At 70.7% G+C, this 13,302-nt stretch carries 10 protein-coding genes; 3 read left to right on the top strand and 7 right to left on the bottom strand.

Going from position 1 to position 13,302, the window contains the following annotated elements:
• Positions 1 to 8 precede the first annotated feature (8 nt).
• On the bottom strand, positions 9 to 938 hold the full coding sequence (locus ABZ833_RS09280) for a carbohydrate kinase (RefSeq protein ID WP_361043319.1): 930 nt from the start codon (positions 936 to 938) through the stop codon (positions 9 to 11).
• A gap of 49 nt (positions 939 to 987) precedes the next feature.
• Complete coding sequence (locus tag ABZ833_RS09275) at positions 988 to 2,313, bottom strand: oligosaccharide MFS transporter (RefSeq protein ID WP_361043317.1); 1,326 nt, start codon at positions 2,311 to 2,313, stop codon at positions 988 to 990.
• A gap of 165 nt (positions 2,314 to 2,478) precedes the next feature.
• On the opposite strand from ABZ833_RS09275, the gene ABZ833_RS09270 reads away from it, so the two are divergent.
• Positions 2,479 to 3,855, top strand: coding sequence for a glycoside hydrolase family 32 protein (locus ABZ833_RS09270; protein ID WP_361043314.1), 1,377 nt, complete (start codon positions 2,479 to 2,481; stop codon positions 3,853 to 3,855).
• 309 nt (positions 3,856 to 4,164) lie between these two features.
• On the opposite strand, the gene ABZ833_RS09265 is transcribed toward ABZ833_RS09270, so the two are convergent.
• Complete coding sequence (locus ABZ833_RS09265; protein WP_361043311.1) at positions 4,165 to 5,196, bottom strand: LacI family DNA-binding transcriptional regulator; 1,032 nt, start codon at positions 5,194 to 5,196, stop codon at positions 4,165 to 4,167.
• A gap of 167 nt (positions 5,197 to 5,363) precedes the next feature.
• Between ABZ833_RS09265 and ABZ833_RS09260 the strand changes: the two genes are divergently transcribed.
• Entirely contained in the window at positions 5,364 to 6,464 is a 1,101-nt protein-coding gene (locus ABZ833_RS09260) for a LacI family DNA-binding transcriptional regulator (RefSeq protein WP_361044720.1), read from the top strand.
• A 427-nt stretch (positions 6,465 to 6,891) separates the two neighbouring features.
• Here ABZ833_RS09260 and ABZ833_RS09255 read toward each other — a convergent pair whose 3' ends face one another.
• From ABZ833_RS09255 to ABZ833_RS09240, 4 genes are read right to left on the bottom strand one after another with little or no spacing between them, the layout of a single operon-like run.
• On the bottom strand, positions 6,892 to 8,319 hold the full coding sequence (locus ABZ833_RS09255) for a glycoside hydrolase family 32 protein (RefSeq protein ID WP_361043308.1): 1,428 nt from the start codon (positions 8,317 to 8,319) through the stop codon (positions 6,892 to 6,894).
• Positions 8,316 to 9,140 carry a carbohydrate ABC transporter permease gene (locus ABZ833_RS09250; RefSeq protein WP_361044717.1) on the bottom strand — a complete coding sequence of 275 codons (825 nt, stop codon included), beginning with the start codon at positions 9,138 to 9,140 and terminating at the stop codon, positions 8,316 to 8,318. Before ABZ833_RS09250 ends, ABZ833_RS09255 begins: the two co-directional genes overlap by 4 nt.
• A gap of 23 nt (positions 9,141 to 9,163) precedes the next feature.
• On the bottom strand, positions 9,164 to 10,114 hold the full coding sequence (locus ABZ833_RS09245) for a sugar ABC transporter permease (RefSeq protein ID WP_361043305.1): 951 nt from the start codon (positions 10,112 to 10,114) through the stop codon (positions 9,164 to 9,166).
• A complete protein-coding gene (locus tag ABZ833_RS09240; protein ID WP_361043302.1) occupies positions 10,111 to 11,553 on the bottom strand; it encodes an extracellular solute-binding protein in 1,443 nt (480 codons plus the stop codon). Before ABZ833_RS09240 ends, ABZ833_RS09245 begins: the two co-directional genes overlap by 4 nt.
• 178 nt (positions 11,554 to 11,731) lie before the next feature.
• Between ABZ833_RS09240 and ABZ833_RS09235 the strand changes: the two genes are divergently transcribed.
• Positions 11,732 to 13,285 (top strand): GH32 C-terminal domain-containing protein, encoded by a 1,554-nt coding sequence (locus tag ABZ833_RS09235; protein WP_361043298.1) that lies wholly within the window; start codon positions 11,732 to 11,734, stop codon positions 13,283 to 13,285.
• Positions 13,286 to 13,302 lie beyond the last annotated feature (17 nt).

Below are 13,302 nucleotides of genomic sequence, written 5' to 3'. Positions count from 1 at the left end.
CGGACCTGTCAAACCACTCCCGCGGCGCCGGGGCGCAATTCCCTCGCATACGGCGGCTCCGCGCCCGCCCGTGAACAGGTGACCGCCGCCGCGCGAGCGGCGAAGCCGAGCACGTCGGTCCAGGTGTGGCCAGGGAGCGAGGCCAGCGCCTGTGCCGACAGCAGATTCCGCTCGCACAGCGCGTGCAGCAGCGCCGCGTTCACCGTGTCGCCTGCCCCGATCGTGTCCACGACGTCGACGCGCTCACCCGGCACGGAGAACTCCCCGCCGTCCCGCGTGAACGCCGTGAGTCCGTCCTGGCCGCGGGTGATCACGACGGCGGACGGCCCGGCGGCCAGCCACCCCGCGACGTCCGCCCCCAGCCAGTCCGCGTCCTCCTCGCTCAGCTTCAGCAGCGAGACGTACGGCAGCCAGCTCTTGAAGCGGGCCCGATAGGCCTCCGCGTCCGGGATGAGACCGGCCCGGATGTTCGGGTCGAGGGCGATGAACACCCCGCGCCCCGCCTCCCGCCGCATCAGCTCCTCGTAGGCGCTCGCCCCCGGTTCCAGGACGAGCGAACACGTGCCGAGCGACAACGCCCGTGTATCGGCGGCCAGTTCGCCGGGCACCTCGAACAGCCGGTCGGCGCTGCCCTCGACGTAGAAGCCGTACGCCGCCGAACCGTCCGCGCCGATCGAGGCGAGGGCCAGCGTGGTCGGCTCGGGGCCGCGCTGGATGAGCCCGGTGCCGACCCGCTCCGTACGCAGGTGCTCGACCAGCGAGCCCCCGAACATGTCGGTCGAGATCCGGGAGCAGAAGGAGACCTGCGCCCCGAGCCGTCCGAGCGCGACGGCGGTGTTGTACGGGCCACCGCCGCGCGAGGGCAGCAGGGGCGCGGTCACGTCACCCGGGGCCTGCGGCACCAGGTCGATCAGTGCCTCACCGGCGACGACGATCACGGGGGTTCCTTTCAAGGGGGGCTGGGTTCTTGGGGGACGGGGTGAGAGGTCAGACCTTGGCCGGTTCCGGCGCCGGGGCGGCGGGCTCCGGGTCGAGCGCGGGCAGGGCCTCGGGCAGACCCTTCTCGTCGGTCCGCAGCGTGAAGACCGAGATGAGGGTGAAGGTGGCCACGAAGCCCGACATGATCAGGTACGTCGGGGCGTAGCCGATGCTGTCGTAGCCGACGCCCGCGAGCGGCGAGATGACCGCGGCGCCGATCTGCGTCGCCAGTTGGAACCCGACCAGGTAGATCGAGGACGAGAGCCTGGGTTCGAAGTGCCGGTTGATGTACTTGAAGATCGCGATCAGCATGATCGGCAGCTCGACCGCGTGCAGCAGCTTGACGGCGGAGATCGCGACCGGGTCGGTGACCAGGCCGGAGAGACAGATCCGGGTCGCCATGACGCAGCCGGAGACGAGCAGCGACTTCTTCGGGCCGAGCCGGTTCACCAGGAACGGCGCGAGCGCCATGCCGCCGGCCTCCAGGAAGACCTGGACGGAGTTCAGGTCGCTGTACATCCGGTTGCCCTCGGACGTGGTGGAGAAGAGCGAGGCGAAGTACGAGGGGAACATCGCGTCGTACGTGTTGTACGTCGCCGTCACCGCGACCACGAAGAGCAGCAGACCCCAGAACGCCGGGTACGTCAGGAGCGACTTCACGTCGGCGATCGAGACCGAGGACGCCGCGTGGTCCACGGCCTCGGCGCGCCGCCCGTCGGTCACCCGGATCGCGACGAGCAGGGCGACGAAGACGGCGGCGGCGACGGACGCGGCCCAGAAGTTCAGGTCCGGGTCGATGTTGAAGAGGCGGCCCGCGAAGAAGGTCGCGGCGGCCCAGCCGAGCGAGCCGAACATCCGGGCCCGGCCGAACTCGAAGCCGTGGAAGCGGCCGAGGCGCTCCGCGTAGCTCTCCAGGGTGGCGACGGCGACCGCGAACGCCATGGCGAGATAGGCGGAGCCGACGATCAGGCCGAGCGCGAAGTGGGACTTCAGGAGCGGGCCGTAGACGTAGATGTACACCGGGCCGACCAGCAGCATCAGGCCGCCGATCCAGTACAGGAGGTTCTTGCGCAGGCCGAGGCGGTCCTGGAGGAAGCCATAGACCGGCATGGTCACCAGGCAGCCGACGGCGTTGGCGCTGATCACCAGGGAACTGCGGCCCGCGCTCAGGCCGATGTTCTGGGTGAGCCAGATCGAGAACAGTGACCAGGACAGGGACCAGGTCACGAAGAACATGAACAGAGCCGCGCTGATCAGGGTGAAGTTCAGGCGACGCCTGCTCTTCCCCGAGGCCTTGGCGGCGGGGCTCGGAGCCACGGGGCTCTGGGTCGTCATGGGCGCTCCCTTGCGCTGGGCACTGCGGTGTCCCGCGCAGCGCCTGCTCATGATGCCGGAACGAATTGTTCCGCTACTTTCCCTAACACGTGCTAGGGCGGCACAACTATCACGTGTTAGGTTCCGAAAAACAAGAGCTCCCCGACAAGGAAGTGAACTGAATCCATGGCCGACAGGTCCGACAGGAATGTCCCCGCCCACCACGTACGGCCTGCCGCCGGCGGGTGGTGCAACGACCCCAACGGCCCGCTCTTCCACGACGGCCGCTACCACCTCTTCTTCCAGCACAACCCCGGTGCCGCGGTCTGGGGCGACATCCACTGGGGCCACGCGTCGAGCCCCGACCTGGTGACGTGGACCGACCACGGCATCGCGCTCACGCCGACGCCGGGCGGCCGGGACGCGCGGGGAGCCTGGTCCGGCTGCGCGGTCGTCGAGGAAGGCGTGCCGACCGCCGTCTACACCGGCATGGACCGCGACGACGGCATCGGCTCCGTCATGCTCGCCCGCGCCACGGACGACACGGTCACCGAACTGAAGGCGGAGCCCGAACCGGTGGTCGCGGGCCCGCCGCCCGGCCTCGACCTGGTCGCCTTCCGCGATCCGTACCTCTTCTCGTACGAGGGGCGGCGCTGGGGAGTGATCGGCGCGGGCCACCGGGGCACGGGGACCGGTGACGTACTGCTCTACCGCGTCGACTCGCTCACCGAGTGGACCTACGCGGGCTCACTGGTCGACGCAGCCGACCCGGTGGCCGCTCGGATCGCCGGCCCCGCGACCGCCTGGGAGTGCCCGGCGCTGCTCCCGGCGGGGGACGGGCGCTGGGTGCTGCTGCTCTCGCTCTGGATCGACGACATCACGTACACGACGTCGTACCTCATCGGTGAACTGCGAGGAGAGGGTGAGGGGTTGCGCTTCGTGCCCGCGAGCGGCGGCATGCTCGACCACGGCCGGGACTTCTACGCCCCCACCGCCCTCGTCGAGGACGACCGCACCCTGCTGTGGGGCTGGAGCTGGGAGTCGCGCACCGAGCAGCAGTCGGTGGCCGCGGGGTGGGCGGGCTGCCTCACCCACCCGCGTGAGACCGGCGTCCACCCGGACGGGACCCTGCGCCTCGCCCCGGCACGGGAGTTGACCGCTCTGCGGGGCGCGGAACTTCCCTTGGGCGCGGAGCTTCCGGCAGCGTACGAGATAGAGCTCGACGTGCGGGTGGAGCAGCCCGACAGTGAGATCGTCCTCAGCCTCGGCGCCACGGTGTCCCTCCGCGTGAACCCGACCCGGGGCACTTTCGTCCTGGACCGCACCGGGGCCCCGGCGACGGCGCCGCATCCACTGCCGAGGACACCCCAGGCGATCGCGACCGTGCCCGGCGGCACGCGCTCGCATGTGCGGGTCCTGGTGGACGGCCCGCTGATCGAGGCGTTCGTCGACGAGCGGGCGATGCTCACGGAGAAGGTGTATCCGGCGCCGGAGGGGCGGTACGAGGTGACGGTGGTGCGGGGGGCGGCCGAGGTGGGCGTGAAGGGGTGGGTGCTGGACTGAGGGTGCGGCGCTCAAGGGGCCCGGCGTTGAGGGGCGGGCACGGGAGGGTGCCCCTGGGGCGGGCACTCCCGGGCCTTGCTTCGGGTGAGGGAACGGGGACAGCGGCTCCGAGTCGGCCGTGCCCGGCGATGCGCGGGCCCGGCAACGGGTGGGATCGCCGTACCTCAGGAGGTCATCCCCGCCTACGAAGGCGGGGACCTGCCGAGCAGGAGCGCGCCGACTCCGTGATCCGCGTGCTGTACGCACCGGTCGTCGACGTGCGCGGGGATCAAGGAGATCGAGCGCTGAGCCCGGCGGGCCCGAGCTGTTTCAGTGCCCGGCGGGCGGGCGCACCGAGTCGCGCATGACCACCGGGCACGTCAGACGACGTGCGGTGGCGGGAGTGACGTCCTGGCCCGCGTCGGCGGCGTCGAGCAGCATGCGGACCGCCGTCGCCCCCATCTCGTGGTGCGGCAGCGCGATCGTCGTCAGGGCCGGGACCAGGTGGGCGGCCATCTGGTCCTGGTCGTCGTAGCCGACCACCGAAAGATCGCCGGGTACGTCGACCCCCAGGCGGGCCGCGGCGAGCAGCGTCCCGGTGGCCACCCGGTCGTTCGCGCAGACCACGCCCGTCGGGCGGACCGGCCGGTCCAGGACACGGAGCGCCGCCGCGTACCCGTCGTCGATCTGCCAGCCCGCCCGCAATACCCACTCATCGCGGGCCGTGATGCCCGCGGCCCGCAGCCCGTCGCGGAAGCCGCGCACCCGGTCCGACGCCGCGATGTCGCCGGTCGAGCCCCCGAGCAGGGCGATCTCGCGGTGCCCCGCCTCGATGAGTACGTTCACCGCGGACCGGCCGCCCGCACGCTCGTCCGGCACCACGGACGCGTACGAACCCGGCTCGCGCGGAAGGCAGTTGGCGAGCACCGCACGGGCCGGGTCGATGCCTTCCGGAACGGTGGTGCGGCGCATCGACATCGCGGCGTACACGATCCCGTCGACCCGCCGGGCCCGCAGCTCGGCGACCGCCTCCGCCTCGGCGGCAGGGTCGAGGCGGGATTCCAGGAGCAGCACCTGATGCCCGCGCTCGCGGGCCGCCTCCATCGCGCCGAGCACCATCCGGCCCGCGAACGGGCTCGTCGCGATCTCATCGCTGAGCAGCCCGATCACCGCGCTGCGCTGCTTGCGCAGCGAGCGCGCCACTTCGTCCGGGCGGTAACCCAGCTGGTCTGCGGCCTTCTTGATCCGCGCCTGGGTCTCGGCGGAGAGGTTCCCCGCGGCCCGCCCGCTGAAGACGAAGGACACGGCGGCGCGCGACACCTCGGCAAGCTCGGCGACATCGCGGGCGGTGGGGCGGCTCACGTCGCGTCTCCTCCTGGTGCGTGACTGACTGGTGCGTGGCTCACTGGTGTGTGACTGACTGGGGCGTGACTGAGGGTAAGAATCGTCACGGCCAGTATCGCCGTACCCTCCGGCCGTGTGGGGACCCAGGGGGCGTGGATAGGCTGACTCGGATCACGGCGGATCCGGTGGAGCGACCGAAGGGGGCGGGGGACGTCGACAGCGCGAGCAGGGAAGCGGGCAGTGACGCGGGCAGGTCCGAGCGGCCGACCTCGAAAGACGTCGCGCGCCTCGCCGGGGTCTCGCACACAGCGGTCTCCTTCGTCTTCAACGGCCGCGCCGCGGGCAATCTGTCGCCCGCCACGCAGGAACGGATCAGGAAGGCCGCCGAGCAGCTGGGCTACCGGCCGAACGCGGTGGCCCGTGGTCTGCGCCGCCGCCGTACCGCCGTGATCGGCCTGGTCACCGACCACATCGCCTCGTCGCCGTTCGCCGGTCCGCTGTTGCGCGGAGCGATGGAAACCGCCTGGGACAGTGAGCATTTGGTGCTCACCGTCGACTCGACCGGCGACCCCGCCAAGGAGGACGCGGCCGTCGCCGAACTCCTCGACCGGCGCGTGGACGGCATCATCTACGCCGCGATGTCGCTGCGCAGCGCCCGCGTCCCCGCGGGCCTGAACCGCACCCTCGCGGTGTTCGCCAACTGCCTCCCCGACGACGGTTCCCTGGCCGCGGTGATCCCCGCCGAACGGGCCGGCGGCCGGGCGGCGGCCAAGCTGCTGCTCGACGCGGGGCACCGCAGGATCGCCCTGGTCGGCGGCCTGGACGACATCGCGTCGGCGGAACGCCTGCGCGGCTTCCGGGACGCGCTGCGGACCGTGGGGGAGCGGGCGGGGAAGGACCGGATCGTACGGGGCGGCGGCGAGATCTCGGCGGGTCACGAAGGCGCGATGCGCCTGCTGGACGGTGTGCCCGCAGACCGACGCCCCACGGGCATCGTCTGCTACAACGACCGAGTCGCGGCGGGCGTCCTGCACGCCGCGACCCGCCTTGGCATCGATGTCCCCGGCGATCTCTCCCTGGTCGGTTACGACGACCAGGAGCACATGGCGGCGTTCCTCAACCCGCCCCTGACGACGGTCGCACTGCCGCACCGGGCGATGGGCGAGACGGCGACACGGCTGCTGCTCGCAGCGATCGAGACGGGAACGGCTCCCGCGGTGGAGGTACGCCGCCTGGAGTGCCCGGTGGTGAGCCGCGCTTCGGTGGGACCGCCGCCCGGCACGTGAGACCGACGCCCCGAGCAGCTGCCCCGCCACGCGGCGACCTGGGCTTGCTCCCCGCCATGCGGGCGCGGTGCAGGGAGCGTGGGCATCAGGTCCTGCCTTGGCGGGGGCGGTCCGCGGCACGGTGGCTCCGGCGGTGGTCGCTGTGCGGGTGAGCCGTGCCTGGCGGCCGACTGGCTCCCGGGGAGCGCCCCGCGATGACCGGTTCGCGATGACCGCCTCGCGGCGAGCGCCCTGGCGGCAACGCTCGCCCAGCTGCCCAGCTGCCCTCCCACGCGCATGCCGTGCAGCGGAGCGCCCGGCTTCCGGCTTCCGGCCGTGAGCCGCCGAGCCGTGGCGGCCGGGTGCGGCGGCCGGGTGCGGTGGCCTCGGCCCGGCGTCGGGTTCTCGACCCTTGCCCGGTGGTCCCGACTGCGGTGGGCGGTCGTCGCTACCCGTGCTCCGGCGCCACCACCTCCCAGCCCGTGACCGTGACGCCCTCGCCGTGCAGCGTCAGCTCGGCGATGTCGTCCGGGCGCCGGTAGACCCGTTCCGTCGCCACCGCGCGGTCCGCCGCGAAGAGTTCGAGCAGGGAGCCGTCGACCAGGACGCGGAGAGCAAGTCCCCCCAGGGCGGCGGGAGTCGACCTGAGGGTGATCGGCCCGGAGCCGTCGGGGCGCTCACGGGGCCAGCCGGTGCGGTCCAGGGTCACGGTGCCCGCCGCCGGGTCGAGCGTGAGCGTCAGTTCCTTGCCCGAGGCCGTGCGCAGCAGCGTGACCGTGGTGGTGGCGACGGCGGTGATCTCCAGGTCGTATGCGAGAGGAAGTGGCGTACGGACCGGTTCGGTCGCGAACGGGGTCTCCGAGCGCAGGAGTTGGAGCTCCGGTGCGGGAGCGACGCGTACCCTTCCGTCGGGATGCGTGCCCACCACACGTGGCGCGGTCAGGACCCCGGACCAGCCCGCGTCCGCCACGTCCCGCCGGTCGCGGGCCTCCCAGGACCAGCCCCACAGCAGAGTCCGGCCCGCCTCGGTGTCGTGCAGGACGGCGGGTGCGTAGAAGTCTCTGCCCTCGTCGAGGCGACCGCCCGCATGGGGGATGAAGCGCGGCAACCCGCCATCGGTGGCGGTGATGAGACGTCCCGTCAGGTACGCCGTCGAGACCGGATCGCCGTCCCACAGCGACACCACCAACACCCACTCGCCGCCCGCATCACCCTCGTACAGCTGAGGGCACTCCCACCCCACCGCTCCGTTCCCGAACGCCTCCACCGCCATCGCGTTGCGGCCGTCGACCAACACCCCCGCGAACCGCCATGACGTGAGGTCGTCGCAGTCGTAGAGCAGCACCGACGGTGTGCCGTCACCGTGCCCCGCCCCGACCAGCGCCCAGCGGCGCCCGCCGTGCCGAAAGACGAACGGGTCGCGGAACATCGTCACGTCCAGGCCCTCCGGCGGTCCGGACACCACCGGATCGGGGAGAGACCGCCAGGCCGTCAACTCAGCGGAATCCGAGGCAGCTTGGGCCAGACAGATGGCGCCGAGCCCGGCATGCTCCCGGTCCACGCCCGTGTACACCGCGGTCGGGACGCCCGCGTCGTCCACCACACAGCCCGACCAGCAACCCCCCTCGTCCGGCCCGCCCGGCGTCGGTGTGAGCGCGATGGGATGGTGCTCCCAGTGGGCGAGATCGAGGCTGGAGGCGTGGCCCCAGTGCATGTTCGCGTGTACGGGGGCGTCGGGGTTGTACTGGTAGAAGAGGTGGTAGCGGCCGCGCCAACGGAACGGCCCGTTCGGGTCGTTGACCCAGTTCGCGGGCGGCCGTACCCGGAACCGCGGGGCGTGGAGGTCGCGCGGCTCGTACCCATGGTCTGCACTCAACGGTTCACTCCTGCGGACGTGATGCCCTCGCGCAGAGGGCGCTGGCCGACGGCGAAGACGGCGATGGCGGGGATCATGGAGAGGACGACGCCCGCGAGGACCACGGAGATGGACCCGGTGCCGAGATTGCCCTGGAGCGAGACCAGGCCGAGCGGCAGCGTGAAGTTGTCGGTCGACGTCTCCAGGATCAGCGGGCGGAAGAATTCGTTCCAGTGGTAGTTGAAGGCGAGGACACCCACGATGGCCAAGCCGGGTGCGGCCAGCGGCGCGTACACCGAACGGAAGATCCGCCAGGGCCCCGCGCCGTCGATCATGGCCGCCTCGCCCAGGTCCCCCGGCATCCCGAGGAAGTACTGCCGCATCAGGAACGTCCCGAACGCGGTCGGCCAGGCGGGGATGATCAGTCCGAGGAGGGTGTCGGTGAGGCCCATCGACTTCAGGACCAGGAACACCGGCACGATCGTGACCTGCAACGGCACCATCATGGTCGCGAGGACGAGTCCGAACAGGAGCTTCTTGAAACGGAATTCGAGGCGCGCGAAGGCGTAGCCCGCGAGCCCCGCGGTGATCATCTGGCCGACCGCGATCAGTGCGGTCACCAGGGTCGAGTTGAGGGCGAGCAGCCATATGTCGATCTGCGCGAAGGCCTGGTCGTACGCCTCGACCGTCGGCTCGGAGGGGATGATCTGCGGCGGCAGGTCGAAGGACTCCGCCGGGGCCCGCAGCGACGTGGACACCGTCCAGATCACCGGGCCGAGGGTGAGCAGCGCGACCACCGTCAGGCCCGCGATCCGCGCCCAGGACGACAGGCCGTACTTCATGTGGTTCACAGGGTTCACCCGGCTCACTGGTAGTGGACGAATCGCCGGCTGAGCCGGAACTGGAGGGCCGTGACCGCCATGATCAAGGCGAAGAGCAGCACACCGACCGCCGATGCCTCGCCGAACCGCAGCTGCTCGAAGGCGCTTTGGTAGATCACCATCACGACGGTGCGTGTGGAGTCGCCGGGACCGCCGTCCGTCAGGACGTACGGCTGCTCGAAGACCTGAAGGGCGTTGATGATGCCGACGACCGACGCGACGAGGAGGGTCGGCGACAGCAGCGGCAGCGTCACGGCCAGGTGTTTGCGGATGCCGGTGGCGCCGTCGAGGGACGCGGCCTCGTGGATCTCCTTGGGGATGTTGTTCAGGCCCCCGACGAAGAGGAGGAACGAGAAGCCGAACTGCTGCCAGACATAGACCAGGACGACCGCGGCCATCGCCGATTTCTCGGAGGTCAGCCAGGGGATCGGGTCGATGCCGATATGACCGAGCAGCCAGTTGATCACCCCGAATTCCTGGTTGAAGAGGTACTTCATCACCACCGAGATGGAGGCGGCGGAGAGCACGAGCGGGAAGAAGAAGGCCGAGCGGAAGGCCGAACGCAGCCAGGTGGGCAGGCGGTCGTTGAGGGTCAGCGCGAGCGCCAGGGCGAGAAGGAGTTGCAGGGCGACCGCGAAGAACATGAAGACGAGGGTGTTGGTGAACGAGACGAGGACCGTGTCGTCGGTGAAGGCCTCGCGGTAGTTGGCGGTCCCGGCGAACGTCGGCGAGTCGATGACGTCCCAGTGGAAGAAGCTCAGGACGACGGAACCGGCGATCGGTACGACGGTGAAGATCACGATGCCGATGACGGTCGGCGCGAGGAAGAGCGCGGCCAGGAGCCGCGAGCCCCGGTCGCGGAGGGCGGGGCGACGGGAGGTCCGGCGGCCGTCTGTGGCGGGCAGGGAAGCGGCCTTCTGCTGAGTGGTCGTCATGCGTCACGCTCCATGGCCTTCTCCAGGTCGCCCTGCAGCCGCCGCAGCGCGGGACGGACCCCGCGCGGATCGGCGAGCGCGGTGCCGGTGTGCTTCAGGAGGAGCTGCTCGACCTCGGCGACCTGCGGCGGGGCGGGGATCGGTCCGGTCGTCGGGAAGGCGTCAAGGGTGTCGTAGAAGATCTGCCAGTTCGAAGGGCCGGTCTCCTCGTAGCGGCCGGCGTGCACCATCGAACGGCGGGCCGGTGTGGTCTGGTTCGCCTGGAAGAGCTCGGTGAGTACGTCCTTGCGCACGGAGTACTTGATGAAATCCCAGGCCTCCTCCTGCTTCTTGGACGTGCGCAGGATCGCGTATCCGGCGGCGCCGAACTGATGGCGCTGGGTGCGCCAGCGGGGGAAGTACTGCACGTCGTATCCGGTGCGCTTCAGGCCGGCGGTGTGCAGCCCGCCCGCCCAGAAGCCGCCCGCCGGGGTGACGCCCACCCGGCCGGTGGAGAAGACCCCGACCAGGTTGGTGCCGCTGCCGCCCTCGGGGCGTGAGCAGAGCCGGTCCTGGACGAGCGAGGCCAGGTAGTCGTAGACCTCCTCGACACGCTCATCGGTGGCCTGCGGGGTGCGCCAGCGGTATCCGCCACCCCGGCCGCGGCGCTGTGCCGCCGGATAGAAGTCGTTCCACAGCCACTCGCCGCCGGGTGCCTTCGACTCGGCGAGGATGTTCGTGTCGTTGGCGAACAGCCAGGGGACCACGCCGCCCCAGAGGCGGTTCGTCCAGAAGTACGGGGTGAAGTGGGAGCCGCCGGAGCGCTTCAAGTCCCGTAGCAGCGCGGTGAAATCGTCGCGGGTCCAGTCGGGCGGGGGCAGCTCGGCGCCCGCCTCTTTCAGGACCCCGCTGTTGAGGTACATGTCGGCCGCGTTGAACTCGACGGGCAGCTGGTAGAGGCTCCCCTCGTACATCATCGACTCGACGAGCGAGGGGTGGACGTCGGCGAAGTACTCGCGCAGCTCGTCCGCGTCGCGCTTCACCCAGGCGTCGAGCGCCACGCCCATGCGCTGCGCGAAGAGCTGTACGCCCTCGGTCGCGACGTAGACGACGTCGGGCTCGGTGCCCGCGGCGATCTGGGTGAGGATCTTGGCGAAGAAGTCCGACCAGTCGGTGGCCTGGATCGGCAGGAGCCGGACCTTGATGTCCGGGTGCAGCTTCTGGAAGCCGTCGCGCAGGGTCCGTTGCGCGGCCGGGTCGATGGCGGAGCCGAGCGTGGCGACGACGAGGGAGTCGCCGTCCCGGCCGGGGATGTCGGCGCCGGTCAGCCGGTCCCAGCTCGCGGCGGTGCCCGCGAGGGCGGCGGCGCCCGCGCCGTAGCCGCCGTGGCGCAGCAGGGTGCGGCGCGGGAAGGTGCGGCGGGGGACAGTGCGGTCGGGAGGGTGGGGCGAGTCGGTCATCGAAGGGCCTAACTCGTGTTAGTTGATTTCTGTGACCCAGATGATGAGAACCCTGTTACGCCGGTGTCAAGCCCTCTGCGGCGCTTGACCTTTAACGAGTTAGGTCTACAGTCCTGACCCAGCGCGAACCAGCGTGCGTCACCATGAGCCGCCAGTGACAGGAGAGTGACGAGAGACGATGCGTGAGATGACCCGAAGGACGCTGATCCGGGCCGGAGCCGTCGGCGCGGCACTGGCCGCGATACCCGCAGGACCGGCGTCGGCCCGGGACCACAAGTCGGCGAAAAAGGCCGCGAGTTACCGCGCCGAGTACCACTTCACCGTCCCCGACCAGTGGAAGAACGACCCCCAGAAGCCCGTGTGGATCGACGGCGAGTACCACTACTACTACCTCTACAACGCCGACTACCTCGCGGGCGGCACCACCACCGGCACCGCCTGGCGCCTGGCCACCAGCACCGACCTCGTGTCGTTCAGGGACCGCGGCATCGCCGTCCCCAAGGACACCACCCCCAACGGCGACGTCTGGTCCGGCTCCCCGGTGGTGGACACCGACAACACGGCGGGCTTCGGCGCGGGCGCGGTCGTCGTCCTGGCCACGATGGAACCGGACGGGACCGCCAACACCCAGGCCCAGTACCTCTGGTACTCCACGGACAAGGGCCGCACCTTCAAGAACCACGGCACCGCTCCGGTCGTCCCGAACCCCGGCGTCAAGGACTTCCGCGACCCCAAGGTGATCCGCGACGAGGAGCGCGGCCGCTGGGTGATGACGCTGGCGGAGCAGACCAAGGTCGGCTTCTACCACTCCACGAACCTCAAGGAGTGGACGTACGCCAGCGGCTTCGTGAAGGAGGGCATCGGCGTCCTGGAGTGCCCCGACCTGTTCCGCATCGCCACCGCCGACGGTACCGCGAAGTGGGTGCTCGCGGTGAGCGCCAACGGCAAGGCGTCCGGTCTGCCCAACACGTACGCGTACTGGACCGGCGAGTTCGACGGCGCGGCCTTCACGCCGGACGCGCCGGACCCGCAGTGGCTGGACCACGGCTTCGACTGGTACGGAGCCGTCACCTTCGAGAAGCACGCCACGAACGGCGCCGTAGACCCGAGCGTCCGATACGCGATCGGCTGGCTGAACAACTGGGACTACCCCAACACCACCCCCACCATCGACTCCGACGGCTTCAACGGTACGGACTCCATCGTCCGCGAGATGACGCTGCGCCGCGCGGGCTCGGGCACGTACTACTTGGCGTCCCGCCCCGTCCAGGCCCTGGACCAGCACGTCTCGCGGAGGGTGGAGCTCGGAGACCTGACGGTCGACGGGCAGCTGGTCCTCGACTACACCGGCACGGCCTACGAGCTGACGACCGAGGTGACCTGGGACCAGCTCACCGGCGCCGGCGTGCAGCTGCGCAGATCAGCCGACGGCAGCCGCCACATCGACGCCGGTGTCTACGGCGACTACGCCTTCGTGAACCGCCGGGGCGCCGCCAACCCGGACACCTCCGGCAAGTGGCAGGAGAGCAGGACGCCCTTCGACGCCTCGGCACGCAAGGTCACCCTGCGCGTCCTGGTCGACCGTACGTCGGTGGAGGTGTTCTTCGACGACGGCCGCTACACGCACTCGATGGAGGCGTTCCCCTACCTGGCGGACACCCGGCTCGCGCTGTTCACGGTCGACGGCACGGCGGTCTTCAGGAACACCGTGATCCGGGAGTTCTCCGTATGAGCCGGTCAGAGGCGGTC

This window comes from Streptomyces sp. NPDC047525 (genome assembly GCF_040643025.1).
In the GTDB taxonomy this organism is placed as follows: Bacteria; Actinomycetota; Actinomycetes; order Streptomycetales; family Streptomycetaceae; genus Streptomyces; species Streptomyces durmitorensis.
Note: the sequence above shows the minus strand (reverse complement) of the source record. Positions and strands in the feature narration are given on the sequence as shown.